A 16,707-nucleotide genomic window follows, 5' to 3' on the forward strand; every position below is an offset into this window, starting at 1 on the left:
CCCGCCACACCCCTCCCCCCGACCAGCACCACACCCCGGAACCAGAAGGAGCAACCCATGGCAGAACGCACCGCGACCATCGGCTCACGCGTCGGCCTCCACGCCCGCCCCGCCGCCATCTTCGCCGAAGCCGCCGGACAGGCAGGCCTCGAAGTCACCATCGCCAAGCCCGGCGAGCCCGCCGAGGAGGCCATGGACGCCTCCAGCATCCTCTCCCTCATGTCCCTCGGCGCCGAATACGGCCAACAGGTCATCCTCCGCGCCGACGGACCCGGCGCCGACCAGGCCCTCGACCACCTCGTCACCGTCCTCGAAACCGACCACGACGCCGAATAGGACACCGAATAGATAACCGAACAGACAGCCCGGGAGCGCTGCTGGGGTCTGCACGATCCGGCTTCAGGGCACTGCGACCCGATTGGTAGTCTGGCGAAGTGGACCAACCCAGCTGGCGCGCCGCCGTCATGCGTCACCCCGAGCCGCTCCCGGGCTCGAGCCCGTGGGTGGGTCCGCCGCCCACTCCGGTCCCGATCCGGATCGTGGAGTACGACGCCGCATGGCCGGAGCAGTTCGAGGCCGTCGCCGCCGGGATCCGCGCCGCGTTAGGCCCCGAGGCGCTCTCGATCGAGCATGTGGGCTCCACGTCGGTGCCAGGTCTGCCCGCCAAGCCGGTGATCGACGTCGACCTCACGGTCGCTGACTCTGCCAGCGAGCAGGACTACGTGCCCTTGCTCGAGGGGGCAGGCTACCGGCTGCGGATCCGCGAGCCGGAGTGGCACGAGCACCGCTGCCTCGTCCGCGACAGCCCCGAGGATGACCCGCAGGTCAACCTCCACGTGTTCGGCCCGGGGTGTCCCGAGACAGTGCGCCACCGCATGTTCCGTGACTGGCTGCGTGCCAACCCTGCCAGCCTCGCGGAGTACCGGGACGCCAAAGTCGCTGCCGCAAGCGCGAGCACGGAACAGCGCGTCATGGACTACAACCAGCGCAAGCAACCGGTGATCCGGGCAATCTACGAGCGCCTGTTCCGCGCGGCCGGCTGGCTCGACGGCACCGTATCCAACGCCGAGCCCAGCACCGAGCCCAACCCAGAGGAGTGACCCATGGTCCAGACCTTCGTCTTCGTCGCCTGCGCAGGGGACGGCGCCGTCGACACGCTCGCCCTCAATCCCGCGACCGGCGCGCTCGAGCATCTCTCCCGCACTGACGGCCTCCAGCATGTCTCGACGATGGCGCTCGATCCGGCGGGGACGCTGTTCGCCGGCGTCAACGGGAATCGGGGGGAACCGCACCGCACGGTCGCCCTCGGCTTGGACCCGGAGTCCGGTGCCGCGAGGAGCGGCCCCGCCGAGGAGGTCCCGGCGAGCACATGCTTCATCGCGCTCGGGCCGGACCGCCGCACCATCTTCAGCGCCTCCTACCATGAGGGCCTCATGGTGAGCTACCCAGTCCCCAGGGCCTCGACGGGCCGGCGGTTCACCGAGTATCGGTCCGGCCCCAACACGCACAGTGCCGTCCCGAGCGCCGACGGGCGCTTCGTCTATACGGCGTCGCTCGGCTCTGACCGCATCTCCTGGTTCCCGATCGGATCCCAGACGCCGGGTGGTGCCGAAGAAGCGGCCGGTCACGGCGCCGTCGTACACGCGGCCGGGTCCATCGCCTCGGCCCAGGGGTCGGGACCCCGGCATCTCCGCCACAGCGCGGACGGTACGCGCGTGTACGCGCTGCACGAGCTCTCCGGCGAGGTTGCCGTGTACTCACGGGACGCCGCGACGGGCAGCCTCGAGGAACTGCAGCGAGTCTCGTCGGTCGAGGGCCTGGGGCTCACGCCCGGCCCGGTCAGGTCCCCGAGCACCCCGGATCCGGGTCCCGGCGTCGTGTGGTGCGCTGATCTGCGCCTCACCCCGGACGGACGCTTCCTGTTCGCCACCGAGCGCTCAACGAGCACCATCGCCGCCTTCGCCGTGGGCACCGACGGCCTTCTGACGTACCTGCGGCGCACTGACACCGAGTCCCAGCCGCGCGGCATCGCCGTCGACCCCTCGGGGCGCTGGCTGCTCGCGTGCGGCGAGCGCTCGGACCATGTCACCTCGTACGCGATCGGCCCCGACGGCGAGCTCGACGCCGTCTCACGGGCCGAGACGGCGGCGGGCCCGCTGTGGATCGAATGCTGGGAGGCTCCAGCGCGGGCTTGAATGCAAGGCGCCGACTAGTGTTGACGCATGGGTGACGTGGGGACCAGCACCGCTCCGTCGGCGGGAGGAGAAGCGCCTGCGCGGGGGCTGACGGCCGAGGAGGTGGCCCAGCGGGTCGCGGATGGCAGGACCAACGACGTCCCGCCGCGCGCGAGCCGCAGCACGTGGGAGATCGTGCGGGCGAACGTCTTCACCCGGATCAACGCGATCTTCGCGGTTCTGGCCGTCATCATCTTCTCGACCGGCCACTATCTGGACGGGCTCTTCGCGGGCCTCATCGTGGCCAACAGCATCGTGGGCATCGTCCAGGAGCTGCGCGCGAAGCGCACCTTGGACAAGCTCGCGATCGTCGGCCAGGCGCACCCGCAGGTGCGCCGCGACGGCCGCACGGCCGCGATCCCGCCGCATGGGATCGTGCTCGATGACGTCATAGAACTCGGCCCCGGCGATCAGGCCGTCGTGGACGGCGAGGTCCTCTCCGCGGAAGGCCTCGAGCTCGACGAATCCCTGCTCACCGGGGAGGCGGACCCGATCCCGAAGACCCCCGGCAGCCCGGTCCTCTCCGGCTCCTACGTCTCCTCGGGCACTGGCCTCTACCGCGCCACGAAGGTGGGCCGCGAGGCGTACGCGGCTCAGCTCGAGGCGGAGGCGAGCAAGTTCACGCTCGTGAACTCGGAGCTGCGCAACGGCATCAACACGATCCTCACAGTCATCACGTGGCTGCTCATCCCCGCGGGCATCCTCTCGGTGTACAACCAGCTCACGGGCAGCCAGACGCTCCCCGATGCGCTGCGCGGCATGGTCGCGGCCCTCGTGCCGATGGTCCCCGAGGGCCTCATCCTCATGACGACGATCGCGTTCGCCGTCGGCGTGGTGCGGCTCGGCCGGCGCAATTGCCTCGTGAACGAGCTCCCTGCGATCGAGGGCCTCGCCCGGGTAGACGTAGTGTGCGCGGACAAGACCGGGACGCTCACCGAGAACGCGATGGAGCTGGCCGAGGTGCGCGAGCTCGCCGTTGGCGCGCCCTCCCGAGAGACGACGCACGACGGCGCCGCGCACCCCGTGCCGTCGGGCCTCGGACCCGCGTCCCTCCCCGCAGAAGCACTCCCATCTCTGGCCCTCGCAGCTCTGGCCGCCGCCGACAAGCGACCCAACGCGAGCATGCAGGCCGTCCTCGCCGCATACCCGGAATCCCCCGGCTGGACCGTCGAGGAGACGCTCCCCTTCTCCTCGGCACGCAAGTACGGCGGTGTGCGGTTCGCCGAGCATGGCGCGTGGATCCTCGGGGCGCCGGACGTGCTCCTGCCCGAGGGCTCGCCGGCACGGCACGAGGCCGAGGAAGTCGGCGCCCACGGCCTGCGGGTTCTCCTCCTGGCCCGCGCGGAGGAGCTCCCCGCGTCCGCCCCGTCCGTCGGCGAGCCCGCGAGCGCAAGCCGGGCGGGCGGCGCCGTGCCTCACATGGAGCCCGCAGCGCTCGTGGTCCTCGATCAGAAGGTGCGCGACGACGTGCGTCCCACCCTTGACTTCTTCGAGGCGCAGAAGGTCACGGTCAAGGTCATCTCGGGGGACAACGCGGCCTCGGTCGGAGCCGTGGCGGACCAGCTCGCCCTCCCGGGCGCGGGCTCCCCCGTCGACGCGCGCGGGCTGCCCGAGGACGAGGAGCAGCTGGCCGCCGCGCTCGAGGAGCGGACAGTGTTCGGGCGTGTGAGTCCCGCTCAGAAGCGGGGCATGGTCCGGGCACTGCAGTCGCGCGGGCACACCGTGGCCATGACGGGTGACGGCGTCAATGACGTCCTCGCACTCAAGGACGCGGACATCGGGGTCGCGATGGGCGCCGGCAGCCCGGCAGCCCGCGCGGTCGCGCAGATCGTGCTGCTCGACAACAAGTTCTCGACGCTCCCCCACGTGGTCGGAGAGGGCCGCCGCGTGATCGGGAACATCGAGCGGGTCGCGAACCTGTTCCTCACCAAGACCGTGTACTCGGTGCTGCTCGCGCTCATGGTGGGCGTGCCGGGGCTCATCGGATTCGAGGCCCTGCCGTATCCGTTCCTCCCGCGGCACGTGACGATCACGGGCTGGTTCACGATCGGCCTGCCTGCCTTCGTCCTCTCGCTCGCACCGAACCACGACCGTGCCCGGCCGGGCTTCGTGGGGCGCGTCATGCGGATGGCGATCCCCGCGGGGATCGTGATCGCTGTGGCATCGTTCACGAGCTACCTCCTCGTGCGGCCCTCGGTGGCCGGGGGCGGCACCACCCAAGTGCAGGCCAGCACCTCGGCGCTCATCACCCTCATCGCCATCGCGCTGTGGGTGCTCGCGATCGTTGCCCGCCCGTACGCGTGGTGGAAGGTCGTGCTCGTGGTCGTCATGATGGCGGCATCGTTCGCGATGTTCGCGATGCCGCTCACGCGAACGCTGTTCGAGCTCGACCCCTCGAACTGGGGGCACACATGGACGGCGCTGGCCTGCGCGGGCGCCGGGATCGTGCTCGTGGAGCTCGCGTGGTGGATCGACGGCTGGCTGCGCCGGGCCAAGGCGACCCGGGGATGACTCGCTGACATCGGTCCGGGCTAAGCGGGTGCCGGCGGCTCTCCCAGCCACAGGGTCCAGCGCGTCACACGCTCGGTCACGAGCACCGTGCCATGCCACGGGTCGCCCCTGAACGCCGAAGCCGCGGCCCGCGCGTCGTCGGCTGCTACCAGCACGAGCGCGGGGCCCTCGTCGACGTCGTCACCGAGCGGGCCGCCCAGGAGCACGACGCCGCGGCGCACCAGACCGTCCATGAACGCGGCATGCTCGTCCCACCCGTCCTGGGCGCGCCGCGGACAGTCGGGCGACCACCGGGGGCCGCGGCCGAACGTCACGACGAAGTACGCCACGTTCAGCCCCGATGGCTCCACCCGAGGGGCGCCGATCCGTAGCGCTCGGACGGGTGGGGGTACTCGAGCTGGGTTCCGTCCAGGATCAGCGGGGGCGGGACGAAGTCGAGGCGTCCGTACGCCGAGTCGGCGTGCCGGGTCTCGACGACCAGCGCCACTGGCCCACCTGACGGATCGGGCACGCTGGCCCGGAGCAGCTCGTTGGCCGTTGCGATGAGGCTCAGGCGCGCGCTGCCCGTGACGCCGCGGCTCCGGACTGCGAGCAGCGCGACGGCGGACGCCGCCACGGCCATCCCCGTCGCGTGGTCGAGTGCCTGCACGGGCAATGCTCCCGGCCGCCACGCGGCGTCGCGCGTCGACGGACCGGACGGAGCACGGCCCGGCGGAACGGTGCTGGACGCACCGGTGCCGGCAGGCAAGCCTCCATAGAGGTGCGCGATCCCGCACGCTGCCTGCACGATGCTGTCGAAGCCTCGGCCGTCGGCCCACGGCCCGGTCCATCCCCACGCGCTCAGGGCCACGACGGCAAGGTGGGGGAATGCCTCCCGGAGCGAGTCGATGTCCAGCCCGTACCGCGCGAGCGACGCCTGCCGGTAGCCCAGGAGCACGACGTCGGCCTCGCCTGCGAGCGTGCGCACCCTCGCCGCCTGCTCGGGGTTCCGGAGGTCGGCGACGGCGCTGCGTTTGGCGAAGCCCGTGTCGAGGTGCGCGTCGAGGAGCTCGGGATGCTGCGGCGGATCGACGCGGAGCACGTCGGCTCCGAGCGCGCCGAGGAGCCGCGTGGCGCTCGGACCGGCGATGACGCGTGTGAGGTCGAGGACGCGGATGCCGGACAGCGGGAGGCCGCCCACGCCGTCGTGCGGAAGGGGCCGCGGCGAGGGGGCCTCGTCGAGCGCGAGGCCGACCCATGGCTCGCCCGCCGCGGCGAGTCCCATGGGCGTGGCCGCCCACTCGTCAGGGGTCCGGACGGCCGCCGCCACTCCCCCGCCCGACCGCACGGCGTCCTCGATCTCGAGCGCGTCCCGTTCGAGGAGGGCGGCGTCGAGCTGGTCTGCGGACGTCATGCCCATCGCGGCCAAGAGCCGCTCGGCGTGGTGCGGGTAGTTCGCGTGGAGGCGCACCCAGCCGTCGCGCGTCCGCCGGAACCCGGACATCGGCGCCCAGATGTCCGCCGAATTCCCGTCGACACGAAGGTGGCGGATGGAGTCGAAGGACGCCGCCACGAGCGCGGACGACGTCGCCACGCGGCTGCCGCTGGCGGCGTCGCCCTGGGCGCTGTCCAGCGCCGCAAGGGCCGAGACCAGGGCGCCGATCGAGCCTAGGGCCAACCCCTCGGCGTCGAGCGCACCGGCCCACCAGCGGCGCGGCCCTGACCACCAGCCATCCGGCGCGGGCACGGTCTCGAGGGCAGGGGCGAGATAGCTCCTGAGGTCGAGGAGCCCTGGCTGGCGGTCGGAGTCCACAGCGGCTCAGGCCTTCCCTTCTCGCTGGGACGCGGCCGCTGCGGGATCGAGATCGTTCAGCGTGAGCCTTCGCCGCGGATGGTCCGGGAACGGAAACGTACGGGTCGTCGTCAGGTCGCTGCCCACGTGCAGGAGCGTGCCGGGCTCCATCATCTCCCAGCGGGGATCGTCGGCCATCGGCTCGGTGGCCACGAGGACGTGGTCGCCCACGTCCTTGCCGTGGGCAGAGATCCGGGGGCTCCGGGCGTTGAGGTGGCGGCCGACGTCGGGGGCGTCGCTGATGTTCTCGAGCATGTGCAGCTCATGCGTGTCCGGGTAGCGGACGGCCCAGAGGTCGGTGGCGGTCGTGATGATGCAGTTCAGACTCAGGACGGGCAGGTTCTCAGCGATCCACGTCAGGGCCGCCGCGATGCCAGCGCCGACGTCTCCGCCCGCCCGGCGGGTCTCGGCGGTGATGAGCGCGAACATGCGCTCGCTGTCCGTCTGCCCCTGCACGAGCCCGCTGGCCCCCAGCTCGCGGAGCTGCCCGTCCAGCGTCTGGACCTCGGAGAACGCACCGTTGTGGGCGAAGAGCCTGGCGTCCTGCTCGAAGGGGTGGGTGTTGACGTAGGTGTGGGCGCCGAGGCTCGCGTAGCGCACGTGTGCCAAGAACGTGGTGCTTTCCACATGCCTGGCCTCACGGGCGAACGCGCGGTCCTCCCAGGCGGCGACGGGCTGCTTGTCCACCCGGGGCTGGCCGTCCGCGGTGAAGGTACCGATCCCCGTGCCGTCAGGTTCGCGACGGCTCTGCACCTCGAGGCTGTCCGGGGCGGTGAGGAGCCAGAACGTGGCCCTCACGGCCGCGTGGCCTGCATGCATTCCGAACAGCCGGCACATCGCCCCTCCTCCGGACGTCCGATCACGGCTCAGGCTACCCTCGGCACCCCTGACCGTGCATGAGGTGGCGCGCACGACGGCGGCGGGCCGGTCGCGTACCCGGCCCACCGCCGTCGTGCGCTGGACAGACCAGCAGTTACAGGTTGTACTCGGTGACCCCGCCCTGATGCAGGCTGATGATGTTCCCGTCCGGATCCGCGAACCACGAGCAGCGCTCGCCGCCGAGGTCGAAGATGTGGTGCTCATCGGTCTTGATGTCCGGGAGGTCGTAGTCCTCGAAGTGGATACCGTGGGATTCGAGGTCCGCCATGGCGCCTTCGAGGTTGTCGACCTCGAACTGCACGGCGGTGTGGCCCGTGCGGATGGCATTCTCATCCACCATCAGGCCCAGCAGTGCGGTTCCGTCCAGACTCAGGATGGTCATCCCGGTCGGGTCCTTTCCGCGGACAGGGAGCCCCAGCGCTCCCTCGTAGAAGTCCCTGGCGCGGGCCTCGTCGGCCACCGTCAGGATTGTCATTGCAGGGTTCATCGCCAGAGTCATGGCGCACCTCCACGAAGGGAACTGACGGGAACCAGTTTAAGCCCGGGAGCGGGAATCTAGGCGGCCAAGTGGAAGGTGTTCGCGAAGCGGCCCAGGAGGACATGCGGACCCCGCAGCACCTCGATGACGCCTGCCGCGATCGCGCGGTCCGGGGCGATCTCTCCGGAGATGAGCCGGTGGATGCCCGGCCCCGCTGCGAAGGCGAGGTCGGAGGGCCCGTCTCCGCGGGCCACGTCGAGGTTGGCGCCGTCCACTCGGATGAGCAGCTCGGCCGCGCCGAAGCGCCCGGCGTAGGCGGTCGGGGGCAGGCCAGCGGCCACGTGCGGGCGGAACGCGGTGCGGAGGGCCATCGTCATCGAGTCGGGCGTGATGATCTGCTCCTCGCGCGGCTCTCCCATGGCCTTGAAGCCCCAGGCACCGAGCGCGAGCACCACGGGCTCGAGCTCGCGGCCGTAGTCCGTGAGCTCGTACACGACGACGCGCGAGCGCGGCGCCCGGCGGAGGACGCCGGCCTCCTGCAGCTCCTTGAGCCGCGCCGCCAGGATGTTGCTGGGGATGCGGGGCAGGCCCGCGGCGAGCTCCCCGTAGCGGCGCGGCCCGACCAGCAGATCGCGGACGATCAGCAGGGCCCACCGTTCTCCGACGAGCTCAAGTGCTCGGGTGAGGCCGCAGTACTGCCCGTAGTCGCGTGCGGCCATCAGGCCTGCTGGTTGGCGAAGGCCTCGGGGCCCTGCTCGGCGGCGGCCGGGTCCATCCAGCCGAACTCGAGGAGGTTGCCGTCCGGGTCGGTCAGCTGACGCTGGTACATGAATCCGTAGTCTGCGGCGGGACGCGCTTCCGCGCCTCCCGCGGCGAGGCCGTCGGCGACCGCGGCGTCGACGGCATCACGGCTGTCGAGGAAGATCGCGGTCGAGACCGACGGATTCACCGCAGGGTCGCCGATGGGCAGGTCGGTGAAGGTCTGGAAGAACTCACGCACCAGGATCATGAAGTAGCTGTGGTCTTCTTCCACGACGACACAGGCGGCGTTGTGGTCCGTGAAGAGGGGGTTGATGGTGAATCCGATCGCCGTGTAGAACGCCTTGGCGCGATCCAAGTCGGTCACCGGCAGATTGACGAACATGGCAGTCATTGCGGTCTCCCCTGTGGGTTCGGATGGTGATTGCGTTAACACTTGCAAAAAACAAGTGGATGGTCAAGGGCTCACACAGACCTGCTCCGGAGCGCACGACGGCGGTGGGCTGGGTATGGAACCCGGCCCACCGCCGTCGCCTGTTACGGCCCCACCTCGCACTCACACGGCCCGACCTCGGCGCCACACGGGGTGACCTCGGCGGGAGGGGTCAGGCCTTCTTCGGCCACTCCTTCTCAACGAGCGTCAGGACGTCGTAGTTGGCGATGAGCTCGTCGTCCTGGTTGGTCAGGACGGCGTCCCAGCGGACCTCGCCGTACTCGTCCGTGACCCGCGGGGTGATCTGCTTCGCCGTGAGGGTCACGCGGATCGAATCGCCGGCAGGCACGGGCTGGAGGAAGCGCAGGTTGTCGAGGCCGTAGTTCAGCAGCACCGGGCCGGGCTCGGGCGAGACGAACAGGCCGGCGGCCCAGCTCACGAGCAGGTAGCCGTGCGCCACGATCCCCGGGAACACGCCGGCGGCGCGGGCCGCCTCATCGTCCATGTGGGCGTAGAACGTGTCGCCGGTCTCGGCGGCGAACTTCGAGATGTCCTCGCGCGTGATCTGGCGCAGCTCGGAGCGCATCGCGTCGCCCACGCGGAGCTCCGCGAGCGACTTGCGGAACGGGTGCGTCGACGGGTCGGCAGGGTCCGCGAGGTTCCTGTCCGCACCCGTGTGCCACAGGCCCGTCACCGCGGTGAGCATGTTGGGCGAACCCTGGAGGGCGGTGCGCTGCATGTGGTGCTTGACGGAGCGGATGCCGCCGAGTTCCTCGCCGCCGCCCGCGCGGCCCGGGCCGCCGTGGACGAGGTGCGGGACCGGGGAACCGTGGCCGGTCGAAGTCTTGGCGTCCTCGCGGTTGAGCACGAGCACGCGACCATGGTGCGCGGCGATGCCGGTCACGAGGGTCCGCGCGACCTCCGGGTCGTTCGTGGCGACCGAGGCGACGAGCGAGCCCGCGCCCATCGCCGCGAGCTTCACAGCCTCGTCGAGGCTCGAGTAGCCGACCACGGACGAGACCGGGCCGAACGCCTCGGTGCCGTGCAGGGCCGGAGCGAGCGCGTCTTCCCACGTCAGGACCACGGGAGACATGAACGCGCCGTCTCCGACGACGGCCTTCTGGCCGCTGGCCGTGACGACCTCCGGGGCCTCGAGCGAACCGAACGCGATGCGCCCGCCTGCGGCGACGAGCGATTCGACGGCGCCCCGCACGTCCTTGAGCTGCTCCATCGACGCGAGTGCGCCCATCGTGACGCCCTCGGCCCGAGGGTCGCCGACCACGACGCGCTCCGTCACCCGCGCACCGATGGCGGCAACGACGTCGTCCACGAGTTCCGCGGGGACGATACTGCGGCGCACCGCCGTGCACTTCTGGCCAGCCTTGACCGTCATCTCGGTGACCACGGACTTCACGAACGCGTCGAACTCTGGGGTGCCGGGAACGGCGTCGGGACCGAGGATCGCGGCGTTGAGGGAATCGGTCTCCGAGGTGAAGCGGACCCCGCCGTGCACAACGTTCGGGTGCGACTTGAGGAGGTTCGCGGTGCCGGCCGAGCCGGTGAAGGAGACCATGTCGCGGTAGTCGAGCTCGTCCAGGAGCGTCCGCGCGGAGCCGGAGATGAGCTGGATCGAGCCGGCCGGGAGGATGCCGGACTCGACCATGAGGCGCACCATCGCCTCGGCCACGTAGCCGGTCGGGGTAGCGGGCTTGACGATCGTCGGGACGCCGGCGATGAACGCGGGGGCGAACTTCTCGAGCATGCCCCACACGGGGAAGTTGAACGCGTTGATCTGCGCGGCGACGCCGGGGATACGGGTGTAGATGTGCTCGCCCGCGAATGAGCCGTCCTTGGAGAGGACCTCAAGGGGACCGTCCACGATCACGTTTGAGTTCGGCAGCTCGCGGCGCCCCTTCGAGCCGAACGTGAAGAGCACGCCGATGCCGCCGTCGATGTCCACCATGTTGTCGATCTTCGTTGCGCCGGTCCGGAACGAGAGCTCGTAGAGCTCCTGCTTGCGCCCGTTGAGGAACTGGGCCAGCTCCTTGAGCTTGAGGGCGCGCTCGTGGATGGTGAGCTTGCCGAGCCCCGCCTGGCCCACCGTGCGAGCGTGCTCGACCATGGCCTTCAGGTCGAGGCCGTCCGCATTCACGACGGCGAGCAGCTCGCCCGTGCTCGCATCCCTGACCTCAGTGCCCTTGCTGGTCGATTCGGCGGGCGTCCACCAGGTGTCGCGGATGTAGCTGGGCACGACGGCGACCCGGGTCGCCTCTGGTGCAGTGGTCTCCGGGGCAGTGGTCATCGTCGACGGATCCTTCCGGTCGGGGCGGGGAGCCATGAAGCGACCGGGCCAACCTTCTCAGAGGCATTACTGACCGGCCGTTCGGTAATGGGTCAAGAATACACGGAAGGCCTGCAGGGCACGAGGGGAGCCGAAACAAGCGTCCTCCGCCCCTTCTGCTACAAGACCCCACTGCCTAGGATGACGCGAGTCAGGACTGTTAGCCTCCGCGGCGCCAGTCCACCGGCTGGGGGATGGACGACGGCGTGGGGGCACCTCGAGTGAGGACCTCACATGAACGCGCTCACCAACCACCCGCCCACACGCAGACCATCCCCCATCGCCCGGGCCCTTCTGGCCCTCCTGACGGCCTTCGGGCTCGTCGCGGGCACCGCTGTCCTCCCTGCATCGGCTACACCGCCGTCGGCCTACGTCGGTCTTGGCGACTCAATCGCGGCCGGGACGGGGGGGTCAGACTATGTGGATGCCACGTGCCTTCGCACCGCCGAGGCCTATCCCACGCAGCTCGGCGGTCTGAACAACGCGTGTTTCGGTGCCACCACCTCAATCGTTGTGCAGACCCAACTCGGGGCGCTCAACGGTGCAGTGCGGCGCGTCTCGGTGACCGTGGGGGCAAACGACATCGGCTCCGGCCAGGTAGCGGCCGCCTGTATGAGCGCACCGCAGTCCACGACCTGCCAGCAAGCCCTCGCAAAATCCCTCTTCGTAGACCTGCCCCAGCTTCCGGGGAAGATCCGGACCATGATCACAGCGATCCGAGCCAAGGCCCCGAACGCCGCCATTGTCCTGACCGGCTACCCGCGGCTGTTCACAGTGTCGCCGACCGAGCCGGTTATCCAGCGGACGATGGAAGACACCATCAACTACGCAACGGATCTCCTCAACACCACGATCGCCACCTCGGCCTATGCGAACGGCACCTCGTTCTCCTCAGTGACGTGGGCCTTCATCGGGCACGGCATCGGCTCGGCGGCCCCGTGGATTCACAGCCCGCGGGACACAACCAACCAACTCGAGTGGTTCCACCCGAACGACTCCGGATACACGCTCGGCTATGTGCCGGCCGTCCGACCTTACGTGCAGTAGCCACGGTCAGCCCCGTCCGTCCCCTTCCCGCCCTGCCAAGTCAAGGAGAACCATGAGCCACACCAGCCGGACAGCGTCGCCGATCACCAGAGGGGTCACGGCGCTGGTCGCTGCCATCAGCCTCGTCGCGGGGGTGAGCGCCCTTCCCGCCACCGCAACACCGCCGCCCCCCGTCAACTACGTGAATCTCGGCGACTCCTATTCCGCCGGCTGGGGCGCTGGCGCACCGGAGGTGAACCCGAACTACTCCGCCCCCGTATGCTATGGCTCCGGACCTGACCACGTGACCCTGCTCTCCGCCCTGATGTCGGTGAACTTGGTGGGCGACTTTGCCTGCGCCGGCGCCACGTTAGCGCCCGGAGCCAGCTACCCGAGCATCCCCGATCAGATACGCGTCGCAGTGAACAAGGGGGCGCTCACCACGAGCACGGGCCTCGTCACTCTGACGGGCGGCGGTAACGATCTCGGCTTTGTCGGCCTCCTCGAACAGTGCGGGGCCTTGAAGCAGAGCGGTCAGAGCTGCGTCACCCTCTTCCATAACGGGGCCGAGGCAGCCCCTACCGTGGTCACCCCACTGGTAGCCCGGGTTGCCGCACAGATCCGGGACGCCGCCGAGAATGCGCGCATCGCGTGGCTCGGCTATCCGCACCTCTTCGCGGTGGCTGGCCAGCCGACGACGATCCTCCCAGGCGATGGCTTCCTGACGAATGACGAGGCCGTCGCGCTCAACGAGGCTGCAGATGCGCTCAACTCGTCGATCAAGGATGGCCTGAAAGGCGTAAAGAACGCGCAGTTCGCCAACGTCGTCCCGAAGTTCGACGGCCACGAGCTCGGCTCCTCTGCCCCCTGGATCACCCCACTCGTCCTTAACCCGGCCGATCCCGGATACATCTTCAACCTCCACCCGACGGCAACCGGCTACGCAGAGGGGTATTACCCCGTCGCGGTCAGGCAGGTGAAGCCCGCTCAGATTCCCCAGGCCGCAAAGCTCTGATCCCTGACCGAGCTGCGCCTCACCCCCTGTGGGCGACGCGCAGCTCGAGTCCGTTCCGGACCATGGGCCACTCGGAGGCGACGATCGAATAGACCACCGTGTCCCGGAGCGAGCCGTCGGGCATGAGCTGGTGGCTGCGGAGCACACCGTCCTGCTTCGCGCCGAGTCGCTCGATCGCAGCGCGCGACTGGCGGTTCATCCAGTGCGTTCGGAACTCCACGGCGATGCAGCCGAGCGTCTCGAAAGCGTGCCGCAGCAACAGCAGCTTGGACTCGGGGTTTGTCCCAGTGCCCTGCGCGCTCAGAGCATTCCAGGTGGATCCGATCTCGACGCGGCGGTTCACAGCGTCGACATTCATGTACGTCGTCATGCCGATGATGCGGCCGTCGGAGACGCGTCGCGTCGCGAACGGGAGCATCGAGCCAGCGCTCTGGAGCGCGAGCCTGCGGTCGATCTCGGCCGCCATATCCTCAGGGCGCGGCACTGACGTGTACCAGAGGTTCCACAGGTCGCCGTCGCGCACGGCGTCCTCAAGGGCCTCGCAGTGATCAGAGGAGAGCGGTTCAAGGGTCACGAGGCGGCCCCGCAGAATCACGGGTTCGACGAAGGACATGCGGTGAGTCTATGCGCGGAGCTTTGCTCTCACGGCGGCGAGCTCGGCGCGGCTGAGGCCGTGATCGAGAAGGAACCCCTCGAAGTATTGGCGGCATCCGGTGCGGGCGCTAATATCTCCATCGTATGGATTTAATGACTCGCTCTCAGGGGGAAACCATGTTCCGTCACAATCGCCTCATCCGCGCCTTGTCGGTCATCTCTAGCACACTGCTCATCACAGGCGGCGCAGCCACGCTGTCTGCCGCAGCGCCGCCGCCTCCCGTCAACTACGTCAACCTCGGCGATTCCTTCGGCGCCGGCATGGGCTCCGGGGACGACACTGTCAGACCGGCCTACAACCTGCAGCCACCAAGCCTCTTCGACGGCCAGTGTCTGGGCGGCGGCTACGACCACGTGACGAAGTTCTCCCACCGCAAAGGGATCAACCTCGTGGCCGACGCCGCGTGCGGAGGGGCGACGTCAACGGACATGGCGGCCATCGCCGACATCGCCGCAGGCCGTGGCGAGCTGGGCACGTCGACCCAGCTGGTCAGCATGACGGTCGGCGGCAACGACCTCGGTCTCTACCAGCTCTTCCTCACCTGCTCGAAGTTCCGCGACCAGGCGCCCTTCCCGCTGCCGAGTTGCGCGGACGCCGTCGCCGGCATCGCCACAGCCCTTCCCTCCCAGGCAGCCATCTACGCCGCGAACCTCGCGCACGTGCGCGCGCTCGCGCCGAACGCCAAGGTGGTCTGGCTCGGCTACCCGCGCATCTTCTCGCCTGGATACCTCACGGACGCCGACCCGTTCATCACCCCGGCGAATGCCGCGATGCTCAACGCAGGGATCGACCGGCTCAACGCCACCCTCGCGGCGGTGGCCACGGGCGGTGGCGCGACCTTCGCGGACGTCACGTCCCGATTCGACGGCCACGGCTACGGTTCCCCGACCCCGTGGATCAACTCGGGCCCCTGGGCCAGCCTCGACGACTTCTTCAACAGCCCTGCCCTGCACCCCAACGAGACGGGCTACATCGAGGGATACTACCCGGCGTTGAATAGTTCGGTCGTGGTCCCGGCACTGCAACGCTGACCGGTTCCGGCCGCCGCTGAGGAGGCTCAGCGGCGGCCGAGCTTGGCTCGCACGGCGGCGAGCTCGGCGCGGCTGAGGCCGTGATCGAGAAGGAACCTCTCGACGTCGAGCCCGGCGGCGAACGCTGCGAGCGCCGACTGCCGTTCGGCCAGCAGCGGCGCGAGCTCGGCGTCGTTGTGGTAGCGCTCGTACGGGTGCCTCACCGGGCTGATGCGGTGCCACTCGTTGATGCCCCGCGCGCTCGCCTCGTACTGCTCGGCGGCCGCCGCGCGCGCCGCGGCGGGATCGGCGAGCTGCAGAAGCATCGTGACAATGAGGCCCGTTCGGTCCCGCCCTGCCGAGCAGTGGAGCACGACGCCGCCCTGCGCCTCGCCGATGGCGCGGAAGACCGTGGCAAGACGTTCGGGAAACAGCCGGACGATGCCCGCGTAGCCGCTCGGGTGGCTGAGGTAAGGCGGGCTCTGGCCGGCGAACTGCTCCGCGAGCTCGGGGTGGTCCGGGTCCTCCGTCGGAGCATTGACGACGACGATCCCCGCCATCGCGTCGGGCCGCACCTCAGGATCGGTGGGACGCCGGCGCTGCTCGCCCGGGTTGCGGAGGTCGATGATGGTGCGGACGCCGTCGTCGTGCATCTGCCGCCACCCGCGTTCGGTGAGCCACTCGCGACGGCCCATGCGGTACACGCTCCCGAGAACATGGCGGGCGTTGACGGCGCCCTCCCATCCAACGGGCATCATCCGAGGGGCGCCATGCTGGCGGGGAGCACTCGCCGAACGAGCCGGACTGCGGCCCAGCCCGTCACCGCGGCCATCGCAACGGCCATCGCGGCCGCCCCCAGCGCACCGATGACCAAGACAAGAATCAGTGGCTGGCCCTCGTTCCACAAGGGCGGCGCAATCATGAAGAAGGCGCCCAGGCCCACGCACCATGCGGCAGCCGTCGCGAGGACCCAGATCCAGGCATGGGGCACGTGGCGACGCAGCTCCAGCCACTGGCCCACGCCGATGCTCGCAAGGAGCACGAGTCCGAGCACGAGTCCGACGGCGACCGTGAGCGGCATGGACCAATCGATCCACACCGCGGCGGTGACGACCGGCAGCATGCCGACTGCCCACGCGATGGCCGCCGCCACGGCGGTGAACACGATGAACCTGCGGCGATTCAGCGAGGGTATCCGCCGGGAGAAGCGCCAGGCCATGGCCGTACCGAGCACAGCTCCCTCGCCTAGCCCCGCGACCACGAGCAGTCCCGCGCCCGGAAGGTCCGGCAGGTCCGCGGCGATGACGAGCGACTCGGCGCCCATTGGTATGAGGAAGCCGACGAATTCGCCAAGCGCCACCCAGCCCAGCCACGGCGCGAAGAACGGCTCGGTGCGATCTGGGGCGGCAGCGCGTTGGATGCTCACGCGACCATCTTCCCCCACCCCTTCACTTGCGGGGTCTCTGGCGGGCGCGTGTGGGGTCTCTGGCGCGCCCGTTGACCCGGGCGGGACCGCTCATTGGGTCGCCAAAGAC

The 16,707-nt window shown here is 69.8% G+C and carries 17 protein-coding genes; 7 read left to right on the forward strand and 10 right to left on the reverse strand.

From position 1 onward, the window contains the following. Positions 1-57 precede the first annotated feature (57 nt). The 4 genes from RBS60_RS17500 (at position 58) to RBS60_RS17515 (ending at position 4,745) form a co-directional block, all read left to right on the forward strand. Positions 58-336, forward strand: a complete 279-nt coding sequence (locus RBS60_RS17500; protein ID WP_307958822.1) for an HPr family phosphocarrier protein — start codon at positions 58-60, stop codon at positions 334-336. A gap of 98 nt (positions 337-434) precedes the next feature. Continuing rightward, positions 435-1,100: a GrpB family protein gene (locus RBS60_RS17505; protein WP_307958823.1), complete on the forward strand. Its 666-nt coding sequence runs from the start codon at positions 435-437 to the stop codon at positions 1,098-1,100. Between the two features lie 3 nt (positions 1,101-1,103). Continuing rightward, the gene (locus RBS60_RS17510; protein WP_307958824.1) at positions 1,104-2,195 is read left to right on the forward strand and encodes a beta-propeller fold lactonase family protein; all 1,092 of its coding nucleotides are present in this window, start codon (positions 1,104-1,106) and stop codon (positions 2,193-2,195) included. A 27-nt stretch (positions 2,196-2,222) separates the two neighbouring features. Continuing rightward, entirely contained in the window at positions 2,223-4,745 is a 2,523-nt protein-coding gene (locus RBS60_RS17515) for an HAD-IC family P-type ATPase (RefSeq protein WP_307958825.1), read from the forward strand. Positions 4,746-4,765: 20 nt separating this feature from the next. Here RBS60_RS17515 and RBS60_RS17520 read toward each other — a convergent pair whose 3' ends face one another. The 7 genes from RBS60_RS17520 to paaZ all read right to left on the reverse strand — a co-directional run bounded on the left by RBS60_RS17520 (position 4,766) and on the right by paaZ (position 11,427). Continuing rightward, positions 4,766-5,074: a hypothetical protein gene (locus RBS60_RS17520; protein ID WP_307958826.1), complete on the reverse strand. Its 309-nt coding sequence runs from the start codon at positions 5,072-5,074 to the stop codon at positions 4,766-4,768. A 2-nt stretch (positions 5,075-5,076) separates the two neighbouring features. After that, positions 5,077-6,537 carry a CoA transferase gene (locus RBS60_RS17525; RefSeq protein ID WP_307958827.1) on the reverse strand — a complete coding sequence of 487 codons (1,461 nt, stop codon included), beginning with the start codon at positions 6,535-6,537 and terminating at the stop codon, positions 5,077-5,079. A 6-nt stretch (positions 6,538-6,543) separates the two neighbouring features. Further along, positions 6,544-7,413, reverse strand: coding sequence for a class II glutamine amidotransferase (locus tag RBS60_RS17530; protein WP_307958828.1), 870 nt, complete (start codon positions 7,411-7,413; stop codon positions 6,544-6,546). A 136-nt stretch (positions 7,414-7,549) separates the two neighbouring features. Further along, positions 7,550-7,954 carry a VOC family protein gene (locus tag RBS60_RS17535; protein WP_307958829.1) on the reverse strand — a complete coding sequence of 135 codons (405 nt, stop codon included), beginning with the start codon at positions 7,952-7,954 and terminating at the stop codon, positions 7,550-7,552. Positions 7,955-8,010: 56 nt separating this feature from the next. Beyond that, positions 8,011-8,652, reverse strand: a complete 642-nt coding sequence (locus RBS60_RS17540; protein WP_307958830.1) for a helix-turn-helix domain-containing protein — start codon at positions 8,650-8,652, stop codon at positions 8,011-8,013. Next, on the reverse strand, positions 8,652-9,086 hold the full coding sequence (locus tag RBS60_RS17545; protein WP_307958831.1) for a VOC family protein: 435 nt from the start codon (positions 9,084-9,086) through the stop codon (positions 8,652-8,654). The genes RBS60_RS17540 and RBS60_RS17545 overlap by 1 nt, the downstream gene beginning before the upstream one ends. 211 nt (positions 9,087-9,297) lie before the next feature. After that, a complete protein-coding gene (paaZ, locus tag RBS60_RS17550; RefSeq protein WP_307958832.1) occupies positions 9,298-11,427 on the reverse strand; it encodes a phenylacetic acid degradation bifunctional protein PaaZ in 2,130 nt (709 codons plus the stop codon). A 273-nt stretch (positions 11,428-11,700) separates the two neighbouring features. Between paaZ and RBS60_RS17555 the strand changes: the two genes are divergently transcribed. Further along, positions 11,701-12,513 (forward strand): SGNH/GDSL hydrolase family protein, encoded by an 813-nt coding sequence (locus tag RBS60_RS17555; protein ID WP_307958833.1) that lies wholly within the window; start codon positions 11,701-11,703, stop codon positions 12,511-12,513. A 52-nt stretch (positions 12,514-12,565) separates the two neighbouring features. Continuing rightward, positions 12,566-13,507 carry an SGNH/GDSL hydrolase family protein gene (locus RBS60_RS17560; RefSeq protein WP_307958834.1) on the forward strand — a complete coding sequence of 314 codons (942 nt, stop codon included), beginning with the start codon at positions 12,566-12,568 and terminating at the stop codon, positions 13,505-13,507. Between the two features lie 19 nt (positions 13,508-13,526). On the opposite strand, the gene RBS60_RS17565 is transcribed toward RBS60_RS17560, so the two are convergent. Further along, positions 13,527-14,120, reverse strand: a complete 594-nt coding sequence (locus tag RBS60_RS17565; protein WP_307958835.1) for a GNAT family protein — start codon at positions 14,118-14,120, stop codon at positions 13,527-13,529. A gap of 158 nt (positions 14,121-14,278) precedes the next feature. Between RBS60_RS17565 and RBS60_RS17570 the strand changes: the two genes are divergently transcribed. Then, complete coding sequence (locus tag RBS60_RS17570; protein ID WP_307958836.1) at positions 14,279-15,193, forward strand: SGNH/GDSL hydrolase family protein; 915 nt, start codon at positions 14,279-14,281, stop codon at positions 15,191-15,193. Between the two features lie 26 nt (positions 15,194-15,219). Here RBS60_RS17570 and RBS60_RS17575 read toward each other — a convergent pair whose 3' ends face one another. Both RBS60_RS17575 and RBS60_RS17580 read right to left on the reverse strand, forming a co-directional pair. After that, positions 15,220-15,927, reverse strand: coding sequence for a tyrosine-protein phosphatase (locus tag RBS60_RS17575; RefSeq protein ID WP_307958837.1), 708 nt, complete (start codon positions 15,925-15,927; stop codon positions 15,220-15,222). Continuing rightward, complete coding sequence (locus tag RBS60_RS17580) at positions 15,927-16,598, reverse strand: hypothetical protein (RefSeq protein ID WP_307958838.1); 672 nt, start codon at positions 16,596-16,598, stop codon at positions 15,927-15,929. Before RBS60_RS17580 ends, RBS60_RS17575 begins: the two co-directional genes overlap by 1 nt. Positions 16,599-16,707 lie beyond the last annotated feature (109 nt).

The organism is Sinomonas sp. ASV486 (genome assembly GCF_030908215.1).
GTDB lineage: Bacteria > Actinomycetota > Actinomycetes > Actinomycetales > Micrococcaceae > Sinomonas > Sinomonas puerhi.

Bases quoted from the DNA above. Each gene is read 5' to 3' on its own strand.
- RBS60_RS17500 (WP_307958822.1), top strand. From the start codon at position 58: ATGGCAGAACGCACCGCGACCATCGGCTCACGCGTCGGCCTCCACGCC.
- RBS60_RS17510 (WP_307958824.1), top strand. From the start codon at position 1,104: ATGGTCCAGACCTTCGTCTTCGTCGCCTGCGCAGGGGACGGCGCCGTC.
- RBS60_RS17515 (WP_307958825.1), top strand. From the start codon at position 2,223: ATGGGTGACGTGGGGACCAGCACCGCTCCGTCGGCGGGAGGAGAAGCG.
- RBS60_RS17530 (WP_307958828.1), bottom strand. From the start codon at position 7,413: ATGTGCCGGCTGTTCGGAATGCATGCAGGCCACGCGGCCGTGAGGGCC.
- RBS60_RS17535 (WP_307958829.1), bottom strand. From the start codon at position 7,954: ATGACTCTGGCGATGAACCCTGCAATGACAATCCTGACGGTGGCCGAC.
- RBS60_RS17540 (WP_307958830.1), bottom strand. From the start codon at position 8,652: ATGGCCGCACGCGACTACGGGCAGTACTGCGGCCTCACCCGAGCACTT.
- RBS60_RS17545 (WP_307958831.1), bottom strand. From the start codon at position 9,086: ATGACTGCCATGTTCGTCAATCTGCCGGTGACCGACTTGGATCGCGCC.
- paaZ (WP_307958832.1), bottom strand. From the start codon at position 11,427: ATGACCACTGCCCCGGAGACCACTGCACCAGAGGCGACCCGGGTCGCC.
- RBS60_RS17555 (WP_307958833.1), top strand. From the start codon at position 11,701: ATGAACGCGCTCACCAACCACCCGCCCACACGCAGACCATCCCCCATC.
- RBS60_RS17560 (WP_307958834.1), top strand. From the start codon at position 12,566: ATGAGCCACACCAGCCGGACAGCGTCGCCGATCACCAGAGGGGTCACG.
- RBS60_RS17565 (WP_307958835.1), bottom strand. From the start codon at position 14,120: ATGTCCTTCGTCGAACCCGTGATTCTGCGGGGCCGCCTCGTGACCCTT.
- RBS60_RS17570 (WP_307958836.1), top strand. From the start codon at position 14,279: ATGTTCCGTCACAATCGCCTCATCCGCGCCTTGTCGGTCATCTCTAGC.
- RBS60_RS17575 (WP_307958837.1), bottom strand. From the start codon at position 15,927: ATGCCCGTTGGATGGGAGGGCGCCGTCAACGCCCGCCATGTTCTCGGG.